Genomic DNA, 17,260 nt, shown 5'->3' on the forward strand with positions numbered 1-17,260 from the left:
CCCCACTCCGGCCCCTGTCCCCGGGCGGCGAACCGGTCCGGACCACTCAGGTGTCGTCCCCGATCACCGGCTCGGGGAGGGTCCCGGCGTTGTGCTCCAGCAGCCGCCAGCCGCGGGCGCCCTCTCCCAGCACCGACCAGCAGCAGTTACTGAGGCCGCCGAGGGCCTCCCAGTTCGCGGGGTCGAGACCGAGCAGCCGGCCGATGGCCATCCTGATGGTCCCGCCGTGGCTGACCACGACCACGGTGCCGCGGTCCGGAAGCAGCTTCACCGCGTCCAGCACCACCGGCACGGCACGGTCGGCGACCTCGGTGCCGAGCTCGCCGCCGCCCCGGCGGACCGGCTCGCCCAGCTTCCAGGCGCGGTACTCCTCGCCGTACTGCCGCTGGATCTCCTCGTTGGTCAGGCCCTGCCAGCTGCCCGCGTACGTCTCACGCAGCCCGGCGTCGTGCGCGACATCCAGCCCGGTGACCGCCGACAGCTCGGCGGCGGTGTGCGCCGCGCGCTGGAGGTCGGAGGAGACGACGGCGTCCGGCCTGAGGGCCGCGAGCAGGCGGGCGGCGCGCTGCGCCTGCGACCTGCCGGTCTCCGTCAGCGGGATGTCGGTACTGCCCTGGAAGCGGCCTTCAAGGTTCCAGGAGGTCTGGCCGTGCCGCCAGAAGACGACACGCCTGCCGTGACCGCGGGTGCTCCCGTTCAGCGCATGCTCCGATCAGCCTCGGCCTGCAGCACGGCCTCGACGTGGTCGAACTCGTTGGGCTCGCGCACGTACTCCTCGTCGCCGGGACGGTTCCGGCTGGCGATGGCGTCCTCGGGCAGCGCGATCTCCGGGCAGTCCTTCCACAGCCGCTCCAAGCCGTAGTAGGAGCGCTCCTCGGAGTGCTGGACGTGGACCACGATGTCCAGGAAGTCGAGCAGGATCCAGCGGCCCTCACGCTCGCCCTCGCGGCGCACCGGCTTGGTCTGGTGCTGCTCGGCCAACTGCTCCTCGATGGCGTCCGCGATGGCCTTGACCTGTCGGTCGTTGGGCGCGGACGCGATCACGAAGGCGTCGGTGATGGCCAGCACGTCGCTGACGTCGAAGGCGATGATGTTCTGGGCCAGCTTGTCGGCTGCCGCCTGGGCGGCGGTGGTGACAAGTGCTACGGCCCGGTCTGTCGCGGTCACAGGATGCTCTCGGTTCGGGGACACAGGTACCCTCCAGGATCTCATGGACGGCAGAGGGCCCGCTCCGGCGTTTCCCACCCCACCGGACGAGAACCCCCACGGGTTCACGCAGGGGTACGGGGGGTCGCCCCCCGGGAGATCGCAGCCCTCCACGATCTCATCGACGGCAGACCCCCGGGTTGCTCAGCCCTCGTAGTCCTTGCCGAGGACCACCGTCAGGTCTGCCGACTGGGAGCTGGTGACCTTCGTCACCACCGTGGCCGGGAGGCCGAGGTCCTGGGCGAGCTGCTTGGCGTCGGCGGCTCGGGTGTCGTCGCTGTAGGTGATGCTGCTGGTGCTCTGCGTCGACGGGGCCTTGGAGCTGCCGGGGACCAGGGTGAAGCCGCCGTTGACCACCGCGGCCTCGGCGAGGTTGACCTTGTTGCCGCTGCCGGTGGCGTCGGTGATCGCCACCCGCGCCGCAGTCGCCCCGCTGCTGGAGGTGACCGTGCCGCCGAGCAACTGCTTCACCATGTCGGCCGCGCTGCTCGCCGGCGTCCCGTTGGCGTTCACCGCGAGCGTCCGGGTGTCGTACTTGCCGGCCGCGGCGTCCTTGGACAGGGCCGCCATCAGCGCGCCGAGGGTGGCGTCCGGGAGCGAGGGGTCGGCGACCGCGCCCATCTTGGTGATGTCGCTCGCGGCCGAGGTCGCGTCCTGGGGCATCGCCGTGACCAGGGCGGCCAGCACCTGCCCGTAGCGGGCCAGCTGGGCCCCGGCGCTCTCGCCCGCGGCCTGGTAGTCCGCGTAGGCGATCGCCGCGGCGCCGTTGACGATGGCCTTGCCCGGCTTCACCAGGGTCTTGCCGTTCTGGGTGATCGTCGTGTTGGAGTCGATGCTGACACCGCCCAGCAGGTCGACCAGGTTCTGCAGGAACGGGGTGTAGAGCGACCAGGTGGCCGAGACGTCCGCGCCGAGCAGCGCGTGCAGCCCGTCCCGGGTCGCGGCGTTGCCCTGGGCGTTCACCGAGGAGGCCAGGCTCACCGAGGCGCCGCCGCTGTCGGTGGGGACGGCCAGGGTGCCGGGGAGCAGCAGCGTGCTGCCCTGACCCGTGGCCGGGTTGGAGACCAGCAGCGCGGTGTAGATGTTCTTGTTGAGGTCGTGCAGGTGGACGGCGATGACGGTGCGCTTGGTCGAGGCGGCGACGGCCCCCGAGGAGGAGCTGCCGCGCAGCCACAGATAGCCCGCCCCGCCCGCGGCCAGCAGCACCAGCACCACCGCGAGCGCGATCAGCCGGGTGCGCAGCTGCTTGCGGCGCTCGTCCCGGCGCTCGCCGCGGGTCTCGCTGAACTTCATCCAGTCGATGACGTCGTCGGACTCCTCCGCGTCGTCGACGAAGGCGAACTCCTCCGAGGTCGGCGCCGGAGCCGCACCCGTCGCTCCCGAGGCCGGCGATGTCCTGGCGGTCGGGACGGACTCCACCGACGGGGCCGGCTGCTGCTGCGGGATCGGGTACGGGTCGGCGCCGTACTGCTGGGTCTGCTGCGCCTGCCCGGTCTGCTGCGGCTGCCCGTACTGGGACGGGTACGCCGCCGGGTCGGGGTACTGCGGCTGCTGGTAGCCCTGCTGCTGGTAACCGTACGCCGGGTCCTGGTAAGGGGCGTTCTGGTAACCGGAGCCCTGGTACGCGGGGTCCTGATAGGCCGGGTCCTGGTACCCGGGGTCGGCGTACCCCTGCTGCTGGATCGGCCGGCCGTAGCTGTCGTAGCCGTACTCCGGCTGGTAGACGGGCTCCTGGTGCTCCTGGTGCTCCTGGGGCTCCTGCTGCTGGGGCGGGTAGTCCTGGTACTGACCGTAGCCGTACGCCTGCTGCTCGTAGCCGTAGGACTGCGGCTGCGGCTCGCCCTCCGGCCCCCGGCGGTCTGCGGTTCCGGTCACGGCGACCCAGCCCCTTTCAGTTGGTGCTCGTGCTTCACAGGTCGAGGTAGAGCCTGCGCTTGTCGATGTAGCGCACGACGCCGTCCGGGACCAGGTACCAGACCGGCTCGCCGGCGGCGACCCGGTCGCGGCAGTCGGTGGAGGAGATGGCCAGCGCCGGCACCTCGACCAGCGAAACGCCGCCCTCGGGCAGTCCCGGGTCCGACAAAGTGTGCCCCGGACGGGTCACTCCGATGAAGTGTGCGAGGTCGAAGAGCTCTTCGGCGTTCCGCCAGGAGAAGATCTGGCTCAGCGCGTCGGCGCCGGTGATGAAGAAGAGGTCCGCGTCGGTGTGCTCGGCACGGAGGTCGCGCAGGGTGTCCGTGGTGTAGGTCGGGCCCTTGCGGTCGACGTCGATGCGGCTGACCGAGAACTGCGGGTTGGACGCGGTGGCGATGACCGTCATCAGATAGCGGTCCTCGGCCGGGGACACCGGCCGGCCGTCCTTCTGCCACGGCTCACCCGTGGGCACGAAGATCACTTCGTCCAGGTGGAACTGGCTGGCCACCTCACTGGCGGCGACCAGGTGGCCGTGGTGGATCGGGTCGAAGGTCCCGCCCATGACACCGATACGCTTCTTCGCTGGCCCGTCTCCGGGCTCAGGCTGCTCTCCCATGAGCGCTCACCCTACGTGGTCCGCGTTGCGGACGAGTGCCCCGGCCGCGGGCCGGACGGTTCCGGCACGGCCGGGAGCGGCCGGACAGCCCTGGGGGCTGCTAGCGGTCCTTGTTGAAGCGGGTGGTGAGGAACAGCAGGATCAGCAGCAGGAGAAGCGCGCCGCCGCCGGTCACGATCGGGTTGAGGCTGTGGTGGTCGCTGCCGTCGGCGAGGACGGAGAGGGCGGGCACAGCGGCTGCGTGGAGGCTCATCGGTGGCGGACCTTCTGACTCGGAGGCGTGCGGGGGGCCTGCTTGACGGTGCTCATGGTACGGGCAGCACACCAGGAACTGCTCGGCGGCTCCACACGTCTGACTCCGTGTGCGCTCATTCGCGGTAGCCACGCAGCAGGAAGACAGCCAGGAACACGACGCCGACGACGGCGCAGATGACGATGATCCGCAGGAACATCCCCGGACCGCTGCCGTTGGAGATGGCGGCCAGCTGCTGCAGAGCGGTGGTGGTGCGCATGGGGCGGGACTCCTCGGGACTACGGCCGGATGGTTCAGCGTAGCCCCGCCCCGGTGCGGAATTGTCGGCGGGATCGCCCGCCGTTGTCGGTTGCCCGGCGTAATGTGGCGACCGGAGTTCCGGGGACGAGCGGCAGCAGGGCAGCGAGCAGCTGCGCAGCAGAGGACTTACACGGGACGGCGGGGGTCCGGCGGTGGCGCCGGGGTCCGCTGTCGATCGGGAGGAACCAGCAGATGACCCAACCCACCGAAGGCAGCGTGCCGAGCCGGAACCGCAAGCGCTTCCCCGGCATCTCGACCCGCGCCTGGGAGCACCCCGCCGACCGCTCCGCCCTGGTGGCGCTGCGCAAGCTCAGCGGCTTCGACGACATCCTCAAGAAGCTCGGCGGCATGGTCTCCGAGCGCGCAGTCCGGCTGATGTTCCTGGCCTCGGCGGTCCGCGCCTCGGAGCGCCAGTTCTCGCACCTGCACGACATGGTGCGGGACGCCGCCTACATCCTGGACCTGGAGAAGGTCCCGCCGCTGTACGTCACCCAGGACCCGGTTCCCAACGCCATGTGCATCGGGATGGACTCCCCGGTGATCGTGGTGACCACCTCGCTCGTCGAACTGCTCGACGAGGAGGAGATGCGGGCCGTGATCGGCCACGAGGTCGCCCACGCCATGTCCGGGCACGCGGTCTACCGGACCATGCTGATCATCCTCACCAACCTGGCCACCAGGATCGCCTGGATCCCGCTGGGCAACATCGCCATCCTGGCGATCATCACCGCGCTCAAGGAGTGGTTCCGCAAGTCGGAGATCTCCTGCGACAGGGCCGGGCTGCTGGTCGGCCAGGACGTCCAGGCGTCGATGCGCGGCCTGATGAAGCTGGCCGGCGGCCACCACCTGCACGAGATGAACACCGACGCCTTCCTGGAGCAGGCCGACGAGTACGACCGCGCCGGCGACCTGCGCGACGGGGTCATAAAGCTGCTGCAGCTGCTGCCGCAGACTCACCCGTTCGTGGCGGTGCGGGTGCAGAAGCTGAAGAAGTGGTCCGAGAGCGAGGAGTACAGCTCGATCATGGCCGGCGCCTACCCGCGCCGGGAGCAGGACGGGGACGCCTCGGTCACCGACCAGATGAAGGCGGCGGCGGACTCCTACGCGCAGTCCTTCAAGGACACCAAGGACCCGCTGATGGGCCTGGTCCGCGATGTCGCCAGCGGCGCCGGGGACATCGGCGGGAAGCTGCGGGACGCCTTCGTGGGAAATCGCAGTGGTGGGAACCGTGGCACCCGGGACTCCGCCGAGGAGCCGCCGGCCGAGCCGGGCGCGGCACCGGCCTGACGGCCGCTCAGCAGCAGCCCGAGCAGTAGCAGCACCGGAAGGAAGAAACGGGCCGGCGTCCTGACTCAGGGCGTCGGCCCGGTCAGCACTCCGCAGACGGACCAGGCGTTGCGGCTCTGGTCGTAGGGGTCGACGAGACCGCCGCTGGGCGAGGCGGAGGCTGCCGCGGAGGCGGCGGGAGAGGCCGTGGCGGGCTTCGCCGGAGCGGACGCCGTGGCAGCGGCCGAGGCGGCCGACGAAGCCGCCGTGGCCGGGAGGACCGGGGTGAAGTACTTGGCGGCGCTCGCGGAGTCGCAGGCCAGCGGGCCGGCCTCGGTCGCCGAGGTGGTCAGCTCGACCCGGTTGGCGGCCAGGTCCGCCGGCGTGAAGAGGAAGACCACCTGCCTGCGGACCGTGAACAGCACGGTGGGCTGCTGGGCGCCGTCGGTGGACACCGGCGTCAGCGCGTAGACGAAGGTGTGGTCGGCGGTCAGCTGGAGCGTCCCGTCCACCTCAACCGGCGCGGAGAAGGTGCCCTGGACCCGGGTCTCCTGGCCGATGGCCGGCTTCACCTTGGTCGAGTCGAACCGCACCAGCCAGCCGGTCGCCCCGTGCTTGCCGTCGTTGAGCGGGTCCTTCATGCTCTGGTCGAACTGGCTGCGCTGCCCGGACGCCAGCAGGTCGCGGACCGAGTCGCTCCTGCCGCCGAACAGGACGCCGGTGTCCAGCGAGGACACCTCCGCATAGTTCTGAGCCAGGATCAGCGCCTGGGCGACCTGGTTCTTGCTGAAGTGGGCGGTGGCCGCGGCATCGGGCAGGGCGAGCCCGGCGGGTCCCAGCGCATAGTCCTTGGGGTCGACCTCGGTCGAAGCGCTCGCACCCGCGCCGGCGCCCGCGTTCGCACCAGCACTCGTCCCGGCAGAAGCGCCGGTGCCGGCGCCCGCACGGGCGGTGCCGCTCGCACCGGCGCCGATGCTCGCACTGGCGTTCGCAGCAGCGCTCCCGCTCGCCACCGGCGCCAGCGTGGGGACGCCGCCGGGCCCCGGTTGCAGCGGGACGACGGACATGCTGAGCTCCGCGGCGGAGCCGGTTCCGGCCGTGGGGTACGGATGCTTGGTGCCCAGGTAGACGGCGGCCGAGAAGGCGATGGCGACCAGCAGCATCAGTGCCAGCGCCTGCCGCGAGAGCCCCCCGCCGCGCAGCCCCCGGCCGCGGATCGGCCGGCTGCCCGCGGAGAGCCGCTCCTGCGCCGACAACTCCTGGATCCGGGCAGCCCTGACGAACGATTCGTCGAAAACGACGGATCGGAACTCGTCATCACCACCGGCACCGCCCTCGGGCGTGCCCTCCGGTGGTTCTGCCCGGCCACCCATGGCACCAGGGTATGTCGAGCAGGGGAGAGTGAAGGGTGCTCATAGGCCAACTTCTGCGCCGGGTCTGAGAGATTCCTCACCCGTCCGGGATCCGGACTAGCGGGTCGAGCCCGCCGTCGCGGCGGCCGACGAGACCGGGGCCGAGGCCGCCGCGCTGCCGCCGGTTCCGCTGCTGGGGCGTTGCACCGACTGGCCGTTCTCGTTCCCGGTGCCCCGGTAGACCGCGGCGGCCGCGACCATGACCGCGAGCATGCCGATCACCACGAGCATCACCCGGGCGACGATGCGCTGCCAGCGGCCGGGGTGCGCCTGGTGCCGCCCCCGCACAGGGCCGAACGGGGTGACCGGCCGGCCCGCCGTCGCGGTCCGGCCCGCGGCGGAGCCGGCAGCGGCCCTGCCCCGGCGGCGGGCGGCGCCGCCCAGCGCGAGGCTGCGCTCCGCGGCCGACGGCTCATGGATCAGCGCGGCGAGGACGAACGCCTCGTCGAAGACCATGCCGTCGAAGATGTCGGCCGGGTCGCTGTCGGGCTGCCCGGCGTCGGAGTCGCCAGGGCCGTTGTCGAAGCCATCGGGATTCACGGGACCCCCCAGGTACTCGGTCGCACCACTCACAGCAGAGTAGCGCCGGTCCCCGCGCTTGTCTGTGGCTTACCGCACGGGCCACCACTGCGTCACCGGCTGCTCATCACCGTACGTGGCCGTCACCGGTGACGATGTACTTGGTCGAGGTCAGCTCCGGCAGGCCCATGGGGCCGCGGGCGTGCAGCTTCTGGGTGGAGATGCCGATCTCCGCGCCGAAGCCGAACTGGCCGCCGTCGGTGAACCGGGTGGAGGCGTTGACGGCGACCGTGGTGGCGTCGACCAGCTGGGTGAACCGGCGGGCGGCGGCCTGAGAGGTCGTCACGATCGCCTCGGTGTGGCCGGAGGACCAGAGCCGGATGTGCGCGACCGCGGCCTCCAGCGAGTCCACGATCCCGGCGGCGATGTCGTAGGAGAGGTACTCGGTCTCCCAGTCCTCGACGGTCGCCGGGACCACGGTCGCCTTGGACTCCTCCGCGTAGGCCAGCACGCGGTCGTCGGCGTGCACGGTGACCCCGGCCTCGGCCAGCGCCTCCAGCGCCAGCGGGACGAAGGCGTCGGCGACGTCCTTGTGCACCAGCAGGGTCTCCGCGGCGTTGCAGACGCTCGGCCGGGAGGCCTTGGAGTTCACCAGGATCTCCACGGCCATCGCCAGGTCGGTCTCCGCGTCGACGTAGACATGGCAGTTGCCGGTACCGGTCTCGATCACCGGGACGGTGGAGTTCTCCACGACATTGCGGATCAGCGCCGCGCCGCCGCGCGGGATCAGCACGTCCACCATGCCCCGGGCCCGCATCAGCTCGGTCACCGAGTCCCGGGTCTCCCCCGGCACCAGCTGGATGCAGTCGGCCGGCAGGCCGGCGCCGCCGACCGCGTCCCGCAGTACCTCCACCAGCTTGCGGTTGGAGGAGTACGCCGAGGAGGAGCCGCGCAGCAGCACCGCGTTGCCGGACTTCAGGCAGAGCGCGGACGCGTCCACGGTGACATTGGGACGGGCCTCGTAGATGATCCCGACCACGCCCAGCGGTACCCGGACCTGGCGCAGGTCCAGCCCGTTCGGCAGGGTCGAACCGCGGACCACCTCGCCGACCGGGTCGGGCAGCCCGGCGACGTGCCGCACATCGGCGGCGATGGCGGCGACCCGCTCCCGGTTCAAGGTCAGCCGGTCGATCGTCGACTCACTGGTGCCGGCCTCCCGGGCCCGCTCCACGTCCTCGGCGTTGGCCTCGAGGATCTCCCGGGTGCGGACCACCAGGGCATCGGCGATGGCGAGCAGCGCCTCGTCCTTGGGCGTCCGCGGCAGCGGCGCCAGCTCGTTGGCCGCCGCCTTGGCCCGGTAGGCGGCCCTCAGCACCGGCGACTGCGGCAGCGGGGACGGCAGGTCGGGCGAGGGGAACGCGGTCAGCGGGGTGCCGTCGTGCGGGAGGTCGGATTCGGGGCTGCTGCTCATGGCGGAAAGCGTAACCGGCCGGGGGCGCCCGGCGGCCGGTCCGCCCGAGGAATGAGAACCGCCGCACCCCGGCGGGCGCCGGGCGGCGTCAGTACGGGTGGACGCCGCCGAGGAAGGCCCGCGACTCGCCGTAGCCCTCCGCTATCCGCTTGTGGTACGTCGGCCGGTCCACCACCTCCAGGCCGACGATCTCCCAGGGCGGCAGCTGCGCGCTGGCCTTGTGCTCGCCCCACAGCCGCAGCGCCATCGCGGCGGCGTCCTGGAGGTCCTCGGCCTGCTCCCAGTAGCGGATCTCGCCGTGGTCGGCGGCATAGCGGGCGGTCAGAAAGGGGGTGTGGTCATGGGCCAGTTGTTCGAGTCCGCGCTTGAGGTCGGTCAGCGGAGTGGCCGGGCCCGCCACGCTCAGCACCACGTGCCAGAGCCTGCCCCAACCGCCCTCCTCCTCGACGGGACCGGCGGGAGCGGAGCCGGGGGCGCTTTGGGTTGCAGTATCGGCGCGCACAGATCGGGACGCGCCCCCTTCAATGCTGGTGAGCACCGGATCAGCCGTCCCCGCAGATCTCGCACCCTGGCGCCTGCGTCCCACCGGCGGCCTCCTGTCGACGATCTCTGGCGGTGCAGTTCGGGCAGTTCGGGCGGTACGGTCCCGACAGCGCTGTCAGCACGGCACCGTTCAGTGCTCCCGAGCGTCCGGAAGCACCACCAGGTCGTCGCGGTGCACGACCTCGCGCTCGTACTCGGGACCCAGCTCCCGTGCCAGGTCCCGGGTGGACCTCCCCAGCAGCCGGGGAAGCTCCCTTACATCAAAGTTGACCAGCCCTCGCGCCACGATGTGGCCGTTTTCATCAAGAAGGTCCACCGGATCGCCCGCAGCGAACTCGCCCTCAACTCCGGTGACCCCGGCGGCCAGCAGCGACGTACGGCGTTCGACCACGGCCCGCACCGCCCCGGCGTCCAGGCGCACGGCGCCGCGCGGGGCGCTGGCGTGCTCCAGCCAGAGCAGCCGGTCGGCGGAGCGCCGCCCGGTGCGGTGGAACAGGGTTCCGGTGCCGCGTCCGGCCAGGGCGTCGGCGGCGTGGCGCGCGGCGGTGAGCACCACCGGGATGCCCGCGCCGGTGGCGATCCTGGCCGCGTCCACCTTGGTGACCATGCCGCCGGTGCCCACCCCGGCCTTGCCTGCGCTGCCGATCACCACCCCGGCCAGGTCCTCGGGGCCGCGCACCTCGTCGATCCTGCTGCTGCCCGGCTTGCCGGGGTCGCCGTCGTAGAGGCCGTCCACGTCCGAGAGCAGCACCAGCAGGTCGGCGCGGACCAGGTGGGCGACGATCGCGGCGAGCCGGTCGTTGTCGCCGAACTTGATCTCGGCGGTGGCCACCGTGTCGTTCTCGTTGACCACCGGCACCGCCCCCATCACCAGCAGCTGCTCCAGGGTGCGGTAAGCGTTGCGGTAGTGCGCGCGCCGGCTGGCGTCCTCGGCGGTGAGCAGCACCTGCCCGGCGCGGAGCCCGTAGCGGGCGAAGGAGGCCGTGTAACGGGCCATCAGCAGCCCCTGGCCGACGCTGGCGGCGGCCTGCTGCCTGGCCAGGTCCCTGGGGCGTTCGGCCAGCCCCAGCGGCGCCAGCCCGGCGGCGATGGCCCCGGACGAGACAAGCACCACCTCGGCGCCGGTGCCCCTGGTCTTGGCGAGCACGTCGACCAGCGCGTCCACCCGGTCCGCGTCCAGCCCCCCGGACGCGGTGGTCAGCGAGGAGGAGCCGACCTTGACGACGATCCGGCGCGCCCGCAGCACGTCCTCCCGCAAGGTGCCTGTCACGTCGTCTGCTCCCGGGCTCTGGGGGTGGGCTCTGGGGATGGGCTCTGGGGGTGGGGTCCGCCGCGCAGCAATGTACGCGAAGCGGACACCCCTGCTCACATGGGTTTCAGCGGTTGGACGGGAAGCGGAACGCGTCCAGCTCGGCCAGCAGCTGCGTCCTGCGGGCCTCGTCCAGGAACGACGCCCTGAACGAGTTCCGCGCCAGCAGCCGCAGCTGGTCGTCCGTCAGCCCGAGCGCGGTGCGCAGGCCCTGGTAGTTGTCCTCGACGTAACCACCGAAGTAGGACGGGTCGTCGGAGTTGACGGTGACCAGCAGACCCGCCGCCAGCATCGCCGGGAGCGGGTGCTCCTCCAGCCGGTCCACGCAGCGCAGCCGGACGTTGGAGAAGGGGCAGACGGTGAGCGGGACCTGCTCCGCCACCAGCCGGGCCACCAGCCCCTCGTCCTCCAGGCAGCGGATGCCGTGGTCGATCCGCTCCGCACCGAGGAGGTCCAGCGCCTCGGTGATGTAGGAGGGCGGGCCCTCCTCCCCCGCGTGCGCGACCAGTCGCAGGCCGAGCCGCTTGGCCTCGGCGTACACCTCGGTGAACTTGGCCGGCGGGTGGCCGACCTCGGCCGAGTCCAGGCCGACGGCCGTGATCCGGTCCAGGTAGGGGGCGGCGTCCGCGAGGGTCTTCAGCGCATCCTCGGCGGAGAGGTCGCGCAGGAAGCTGAGGATCAGCCCGGTGGAGACGCCGTGCCGCTCCAGGCTGCCGTCCAGGGCCTTGGACAGGCCGCGGACCACCGTGCCGATGCCGACGCCGCGGGCGGTGTGCGCCTGCGGGTCGAAGAAGATCTCGGCGTGCCGCACCCCCTGCGCCGCCGCGCGCTCCAGGTAGGCCTCCGCCAGGTCGGCGAAGTCCTGCTCGGTCTGCAGCACCGCCGTCAGCCGGTAGTACAGGTCCAGGAAGGACTGCAGGTCACTGAAGGCGTAGGCGGAGCGGAGCTCCTCCGGCGTCGCGTACGGCAGGTCGATGCCGTTGCGCTGGGCCAGCGCGAAGGCCAGCTCCGGCTCCAGGGTGCCCTCGATGTGCAGGTGCAGCTCCGCCTTGGGCAGCGGGCGGTCCGCGCTTGGCAGGGGGTGCGGGGGGTGCGTGGTGCTCACGGGGTTCAGTCGTCCTCGTACTCGTCGGCGGCGGGCTCGATCTCGCGGCGCGGCAGCGGGTCGAACCGGGCGAATTCGGAGGCGACGTCGTCGCGGACGGCCTCCCGCTCGCGGCGGCGGGTGACCGCGTCACGCGGCGACTCGAAGCGGTGGTCCTCGCCGCGGCGGCCGAGCATCTCCGCGCCGGCGGCCATGCTGGGCTCCCAGTCGAAGACCACGGCGTTCTCGGTGGCGCCGATGACGACGGTGTCGCCCTCCTTGGCACCGGCCTTGGCCAGCTCGACCTCGACACCGAGCCGGGCCAGCCGGTCCGCGAGGTAGCCGACCGCCTCGTCGTTGGAGAAGTCGGTCTGCTTGATCCAGCGCTCGGGCTTGCCTCCGAGGATCCGGTAGAGGTCCTCGTGCGCGTCGTAGCTGACGGTGAAGCCGGCGTCGTCCACCGCGGTGGGCCGCAGCACGACCCGGGTGACCTGTTCCACCGGCTTGGCCGCACGGGCCTCGGCGACGATCCGGGCCAGTGCGAAGCTGAGCTCGCGCAGGCCCTTGCGGGACACCGCGGAGACGTCGAAGACCTCGTAGCCGCGCTCCTCCAGCGAGGCGCGGGTGATGTCGGCCAGGTCCTGCCCGTCCGGGACGTCGGTCTTGTTGAGCGCGACGAGCCGGGGCCGGTTCTCCAGGCCGCCGTAGAGCGCCAGTTCGGCCTCGATGGTGTCCAGGTCGGACAGCGGGTCGCGGTCGGTCTCCAGGGTGGCGCAGTCCAGCACGTGCACCAGCACCTCGCAGCGCTCGACATGGCGCAGGAACTCCAGGCCGAGGCCCTTGCCCTGGCTGGCGCCGGGGATCAGCCCGGGCACGTCGGCGATGGTGTAGGTGATGTCGCCGGCGGTGACCACGCCCAGGTTGGGGACCAGGGTGGTGAAGGGGTAGTCCGCGATCTTCGGCTTGGCGGCCGAGAGCACCGAGATCAGCGAGGACTTGCCGGCACTGGGGTAGCCCACCAGCGCCACGTCGGCGACCGACTTGAGCTCCAGCACGATGTCCAGGCTCTCGCCGGGCTCGCCGAGCAGCGCGAAGCCGGGGGCCTTGCGCCGGGAGGAGGCCAGCGCGGCGTTGCCCAGACCGCCGCGGCCGCCGGCCGCGACCACGAAGCTGGTGCCGAAGCCGACCAGGTCGGCCAGCACGTTGCCCTGCTTGTCCTGCACCACGGTGCCGTCCGGCACGGACAGCACCAGGTCGCTGCCCTCGCCGCCGGTGCGGTGGTCGCCGGCCCCGGGCTTGCCGTTGGTGGCGCTGCGGTGCGGGTGGTGGTGGTAGTCGATCAGCGTGGTGACCTGGGGGTCGACCACGAGCAGCACATCGCCGCCCTTGCCGCCGCTGCCCCCGTCGGGGCCGCCCAGCGGCTTGAACTTCTCCCGGTGAACGGAGGCGCAGCCGTGGCCTCCGTTACCCGCGGCGACATGCAGCTCGACGCGGTCCACGAAGGTGGTCATGGTGGTGGCGCCTCTCGATAGGCAGTGGGAATGTCCGGATGGAACAGGTAGTGCAAACACTGAGGGTGGACCGGAATGTTCCGATCCACCCTCAGTGTCAGGAATTGCTCGCCCAACGGCAGGCCTGGATCAGGCGACCGGGACGATGTTCACGACGCGACGGCCGCGGTGGGTGCCGAACTCCACCGCACCGGCGTTCAGCGCGAACAGGGTGTCGTCGCCGCCACGGCCGACGCCGGAACCCGGGTGGAAGTGGGTGCCGCGCTGGCGGACGAGGATCTCGCCGGCGTTGACCTTCTGGCCGCCGAAACGCTTGACGCCGAGGCGCTGAGCGTTCGAGTCACGACCGTTACGAGTAGAGCTTGCGCCCTTCTTGTGAGCCATTTCCGCCTCCCCTTACTTCGCCGAGTCGATGCTGGTCACGCGGAGCGCGGTGTGGCGCTGACGGTGGCCCATGCGCTTGCGGTAACCGGTCTTGTTCTTGTACTTCTGGATGTTGATCTTCTCGCCCTTGTGGTGGTCCACAACCTCGGCGGAGACCTTCACGCCTGCCAGGACCCACGGGTCACTGGTGACCGAGTCACCGTCGACGATCAGGATCGTCGAAAGCTCAACGGTCTCGCCGACCTTGGCGTCGACCTTGTCGGACTCAAACACATCGCCGACAGCAACCTTGTGCTGCCGACCGCCGCTACGCACGATCGCGTACACCGCGAACCCACTCTCATCACTCGGTCGGAGCCCCTGATGCCAGCACTCCCCGCAGTGGAACGGCAGGGGGCCTCTCCCTGGCGCGAAGCCCGGGAGGTGGTTGCTCAGGAGCGGGGCGTGACGGTGCCGAAATGCAAAGCACGCCGAGGGTCAAGGCTACGGAACAGGGGGCTGCGGGTCAAACCAGCCCAGCTGGGAGCGGGTTTGAACGGCACTGAACCTGGGAAACGGGCCGCGGCCCGGCTCGCCCCCTTTGATCGGGGGGAGCCGGGCCGGCGGACGGAAGCCGTACCAGCAGCCCTACTCGGCCGCGGGAGCGTCCGTGCCGGCGGTCTTCTTCGCGGCGCGCTTGGTGGCGGTCTTCTTGACCGCCGCCTTCTTCGCCGTCGCCTTCTTGGCCGGGGCCTTCTTCGCCGCGGTCTTCTTGGCCGCCTTCTTCTCGGCCGGCTCGCCCGCGCCGTCGCCCTCACCCTCGACCGCGGCCGTCTTCTTGGCGGCGGCCTTGCGCGGAGCCCTCTTGCGCGGGGCCGGAGCCTCGGCAGCGGCCTCCCCGGCCACGGCCTCCACAACGGCCTCGGACTCGGGCTCGACGACCGCGGGCTCGATGACGGCGGGCTCGGGGACGACCGCCGCCGGCTCGGGCTCGGTCACCACGACCGGCTCGGCGGTCCGCGCCGGGACGACCACCACGGCCGCCTCCTGCGCGGCCGGGGGCCCGGCCGGCGAGGTCGCCTTGCGGACCGCGCGGCGGCGGGTGCGCGCCGGACGCGTCGAGGACTCGATCATCGCCTCGGCCAGCTCCTCGGCCTCGGCCTGCACCGCGGCGTCCACCGGAGCGGGCTCCGCAGCGAACGCCTCGACGGTGACCGGCTCGACGACGACCGGCTCGTGCAGCTCGATCTCCAGGTCCTCCGCCTCGGCGGCGTCCTCGGCCGTCAGGCCGTTGGAGACCAGGTCCTGGGCCAGCTCCTCCAGCGTCTCCTCACGCACCGGCGTCTCCGCCTGGTGCGCGGAGTCGCCACCGCGGCCGCGACGACGGCGCTTGCCGCCGCCGGAGCCGGCGGAGCCCTGCTCCGACGCGGTGTCGTCCTCGGTCTCCACCGGGGCGGCCTGCTCCAGGTGCATCGGGCCGGAGAAGCCCTTCGGCGGCGGCGGAGCCTGCTCCATGTGCACGATGACGCCGCGTCCGTTGCAGTGCACGCAGGTCTCGGAGAAGGACTCCAGCAGGCCCTGGCCGACCCGCTTGCGGGTCATCTGCACCAGGCCCAGCGAGGTGACCTCGGCCACCTGGTGCTTGGTCCGGTCCCGGCCCAGGCACTCCAGCAGCCGGCGCAGCACCAGGTCGCGGTTGGACTCCAGCACCATGTCGATGAAGTCGATCACGATGATGCCGCCGAGGTCGCGCAGCCGCAGCTGGCGCACGATCTCCTCGGCCGCCTCGATGTTGTTGCGGGTGACGGTCTCCTCGAGGTTGCCGCCCTGCCCGGTGAACTTCCCGGTGTTGACGTCGACCACGACCATGGCCTCGGTCTTGTCGATCACCAGAGAACCGCCGCTGGGCAGCCAGACCTTGCGGTCCAGCGCCTTCATCAGCTGCTCGTCGATGCGGTACGTCGCGAAGACGTCCACCTCGGAGGTCCACCGCTGGAGCCGCGGCACCAGGTCCGGGGCGACCCCGGCCACGTACTCGTGGATGGTCTTCCAGGCGGTGTCGCCGGAGACGATGACCTTGGTGAAGTCCTCGTTGAAGATGTCGCGGACCACCCGGACGGTCATGTCCGGCTCGCCGTAGAGGAGGGTCGGCGCGTTGCCGCCGCTGACCTTCTTCTGGATGTCCTCCCACTGCTGCTGCAGCCGCTGGACGTCGCGGGTCAGCTCGTCCTCGGAGGCGCCCTCGGCGGCGGTGCGCACGATCACGCCGGCGTCATCGGGGACGATCTTCTTCAGGATGTTCTTCAGCCGGGCCCGCTCGGTGTCCGGCAGCTTGCGGCTGATCCCGGTCATCGAGCCCTCGGGCACGTACACCAGGTAGCGGCCGGGCAGCGAGATCTGGCTGGTCAGCCGGGCACCCTTGTGGCCGATCGGGTCCTTGGAGACCTGGACCAGCACGGACTGGCCCGACTTCAGCACCGACTCGATCCGGCGCGGGCCGCCCTTGACGCCCAGGGCGCCGAAGTTGACCTCACCGGCGTAGAGCACCGCGTTGCGGCCCTTGCCGATGTCGATGAAGGCGGCCTCCATGGACGGCAGCACGTTCTGCACCTTGCCCAGGTACACATTGCCGACGTAGGAGGTGGCCTGCTCCTTGTTGACGTAGTGCTCGACCAGCACGTCGTCCTCAAGGACGCCGATCTGGGTGCGCTCGCCGTTCTGACGGACCACCATGACCCGCTCGACGGCCTCGCGGCGGGCCAGGAACTCGGCCTCGGTGATGATCGGCACCCGGCGGCGGCCCTGCTCGCGGCCCTCGCGGCGGCGCTGCTTCTTCGCCTCCAGACGGGTGGAGCCCTTGATGGACTGGACCTCGTCCGGGTCGAACGGCGCGTCGGCACGGTCGGCCGCGGCGCCGCGGCGGCGCGGCTCGCGGACCTTGACCACGGTGCGCTCGGGGTCGTCCCCGCCGGTGGCGGCGGTCTCAGCCTCGGCCGCGCTGTCACCGCTGCGGCGGCGACGGCGGCGACGGCGGCGGCTGGACGCGGACAGCGCCTCGCCCAGGTCCTCGTCGTCGTCCTCGTCGTCCCGGTCCTCGTCCTGCGCGCTGTCGTCCTGCGCGGCGGCCGGGGCGTCGGAGTCGTCGCCGTCACCACGGCGGCGACGGCGGCCACCGCGACGGCGGCGACGGGACGGGCGGCCCTCGTCGTCACCGGCGAAGGAGTCCTGGCCGTCCTGCTCCTCGGCCTGGTCCTCCTCCAGCTCCTCGGCGTCGAGGTCGGTCTCGTCCTCGTCCTGGGCCGGCTGCGGTGCCTCGAAAGCGGCGGCCGGGGAGACCGCGCGGCGGCGGTTGCGGCGACGGCCGGTCGGCGCCTCGTCCTCGGCGGACGGCGTTTCGACCGGGGCCTGCTGCACCGGGGCGGGCTCGACCGGACGCGCCGGGGCGCGGCGCTCGTCGGCGCCCAGCGGGGCACGGCCGGAGGACTGCTGGAAC

The 17,260-nt window shown here is 71.8% G+C and carries 17 protein-coding genes; 1 reads left to right on the plus strand and 16 read right to left on the minus strand.

Translation table 11 applies throughout. The annotated features are described in order from the left end of the window. Positions 1–46: 46 nt before the first annotated feature. The 6 genes from TR46_RS19760 to TR46_RS43145 all read right to left on the minus strand — a co-directional run bounded on the left by TR46_RS19760 (position 47) and on the right by TR46_RS43145 (position 4,248). Positions 47–700 carry a histidine phosphatase family protein gene (locus TR46_RS19760; protein ID WP_042402979.1) on the minus strand — a complete coding sequence of 218 codons (654 nt, stop codon included), beginning with the start codon at positions 698–700 and terminating at the stop codon, positions 47–49. Beyond that, positions 697–1,167 (minus strand): ribosome silencing factor, encoded by a 471-nt coding sequence (gene rsfS / locus TR46_RS19765; RefSeq protein WP_042402982.1) that lies wholly within the window; start codon positions 1,165–1,167, stop codon positions 697–699. The genes TR46_RS19760 and rsfS overlap by 4 nt, the downstream gene beginning before the upstream one ends. 183 nt (positions 1,168–1,350) lie before the next feature. Further along, complete coding sequence (locus TR46_RS19770; RefSeq protein ID WP_042402984.1) at positions 1,351–3,081, minus strand: LCP family protein; 1,731 nt, start codon at positions 3,079–3,081, stop codon at positions 1,351–1,353. 34 nt (positions 3,082–3,115) lie between these two features. After that, the gene (nadD, locus tag TR46_RS19775) at positions 3,116–3,736 is read right to left on the minus strand and encodes a nicotinate-nucleotide adenylyltransferase (RefSeq protein ID WP_042402986.1); all 621 of its coding nucleotides are present in this window, start codon (positions 3,734–3,736) and stop codon (positions 3,116–3,118) included. Between the two features lie 100 nt (positions 3,737–3,836). Continuing rightward, positions 3,837–3,989: a hypothetical protein gene (locus TR46_RS43140; RefSeq protein WP_169790657.1), complete on the minus strand. Its 153-nt coding sequence runs from the start codon at positions 3,987–3,989 to the stop codon at positions 3,837–3,839. Positions 3,990–4,104: 115 nt separating this feature from the next. Next, positions 4,105–4,248, minus strand: coding sequence for a hypothetical protein (locus tag TR46_RS43145; RefSeq protein ID WP_166682523.1), 144 nt, complete (start codon positions 4,246–4,248; stop codon positions 4,105–4,107). 233 nt (positions 4,249–4,481) lie between these two features. Between TR46_RS43145 and TR46_RS19780 the strand changes: the two genes are divergently transcribed. Next, positions 4,482–5,576, plus strand: a complete 1,095-nt coding sequence (locus TR46_RS19780) for a M48 family metallopeptidase (protein WP_042402989.1) — start codon at positions 4,482–4,484, stop codon at positions 5,574–5,576. A gap of 65 nt (positions 5,577–5,641) precedes the next feature. On the opposite strand, the gene TR46_RS42415 is transcribed toward TR46_RS19780, so the two are convergent. From TR46_RS42415 to TR46_RS19830, 10 genes are all read right to left on the minus strand, one after another. Beyond that, complete coding sequence (locus TR46_RS42415; RefSeq protein WP_161790160.1) at positions 5,642–6,928, minus strand: SCO2583 family membrane protein; 1,287 nt, start codon at positions 6,926–6,928, stop codon at positions 5,642–5,644. A 96-nt stretch (positions 6,929–7,024) separates the two neighbouring features. Next, on the minus strand, positions 7,025–7,507 hold the full coding sequence (locus TR46_RS19790) for an SCO2583/SCO2584 N-terminal domain-containing protein (protein ID WP_042402990.1): 483 nt from the start codon (positions 7,505–7,507) through the stop codon (positions 7,025–7,027). A 106-nt stretch (positions 7,508–7,613) separates the two neighbouring features. Further along, positions 7,614–8,957 (minus strand): glutamate-5-semialdehyde dehydrogenase, encoded by a 1,344-nt coding sequence (locus TR46_RS19795; protein WP_084718734.1) that lies wholly within the window; start codon positions 8,955–8,957, stop codon positions 7,614–7,616. Between the two features lie 88 nt (positions 8,958–9,045). After that, positions 9,046–9,543 (minus strand): DUF8830 family protein, encoded by a 498-nt coding sequence (locus TR46_RS19800; protein ID WP_042402993.1) that lies wholly within the window; start codon positions 9,541–9,543, stop codon positions 9,046–9,048. Between the two features lie 87 nt (positions 9,544–9,630). Continuing rightward, positions 9,631–10,746, minus strand: coding sequence for a glutamate 5-kinase (gene proB / locus TR46_RS19805; RefSeq protein WP_152626580.1), 1,116 nt, complete (start codon positions 10,744–10,746; stop codon positions 9,631–9,633). A gap of 130 nt (positions 10,747–10,876) precedes the next feature. Continuing rightward, entirely contained in the window at positions 10,877–11,914 is a 1,038-nt protein-coding gene (locus TR46_RS19810) for an adenosine deaminase (RefSeq protein ID WP_236655399.1), read from the minus strand. Positions 11,915–11,919: 5 nt separating this feature from the next. Continuing rightward, complete coding sequence (obgE, locus tag TR46_RS19815) at positions 11,920–13,404, minus strand: GTPase ObgE (protein WP_042403000.1); 1,485 nt, start codon at positions 13,402–13,404, stop codon at positions 11,920–11,922. Positions 13,405–13,533: 129 nt separating this feature from the next. Beyond that, complete coding sequence (rpmA, locus tag TR46_RS19820) at positions 13,534–13,788, minus strand: 50S ribosomal protein L27 (RefSeq protein WP_030250668.1); 255 nt, start codon at positions 13,786–13,788, stop codon at positions 13,534–13,536. Between the two features lie 12 nt (positions 13,789–13,800). After that, a complete protein-coding gene (gene rplU, locus TR46_RS19825) occupies positions 13,801–14,115 on the minus strand; it encodes a 50S ribosomal protein L21 (RefSeq protein ID WP_042403003.1) in 315 nt (104 codons plus the stop codon). Between the two features lie 300 nt (positions 14,116–14,415). Then, the coding region (locus tag TR46_RS19830) for an Rne/Rng family ribonuclease (protein ID WP_052432936.1) at positions 14,416–17,260 on the minus strand (2,845 nt) is incomplete at its 5' end.

The organism is Streptacidiphilus carbonis, from assembly GCF_000787775.1.
Taxonomy (GTDB): domain Bacteria; phylum Actinomycetota; class Actinomycetes; order Streptomycetales; family Streptomycetaceae; genus Streptacidiphilus; species Streptacidiphilus carbonis.

What these genes read in the sequence shown, in the direction of transcription:
- nadD (WP_042402986.1), bottom strand. Translation starts at nt 3,736, where the DNA reads ATGGGAGAGCAGCCTGAGCCCGGAGACGGGCCAGCGAAGAAGCGTATC.
- TR46_RS43140 (WP_169790657.1), bottom strand. Translation starts at nt 3,989, where the DNA reads ATGAGCCTCCACGCAGCCGCTGTGCCCGCCCTCTCCGTCCTCGCCGAC.
- TR46_RS43145 (WP_166682523.1), bottom strand. Translation starts at nt 4,248, where the DNA reads ATGCGCACCACCACCGCTCTGCAGCAGCTGGCCGCCATCTCCAACGGC.
- TR46_RS19780 (WP_042402989.1), top strand. Translation starts at nt 4,482, where the DNA reads ATGACCCAACCCACCGAAGGCAGCGTGCCGAGCCGGAACCGCAAGCGC.
- TR46_RS42415 (WP_161790160.1), bottom strand. Translation starts at nt 6,928, where the DNA reads ATGGGTGGCCGGGCAGAACCACCGGAGGGCACGCCCGAGGGCGGTGCC.
- TR46_RS19795 (WP_084718734.1), bottom strand. Translation starts at nt 8,957, where the DNA reads ATGAGCAGCAGCCCCGAATCCGACCTCCCGCACGACGGCACCCCGCTG.
- obgE (WP_042403000.1), bottom strand. Translation starts at nt 13,404, where the DNA reads ATGACCACCTTCGTGGACCGCGTCGAGCTGCATGTCGCCGCGGGTAAC.
- rpmA (WP_030250668.1), bottom strand. Translation starts at nt 13,788, where the DNA reads ATGGCTCACAAGAAGGGCGCAAGCTCTACTCGTAACGGTCGTGACTCG.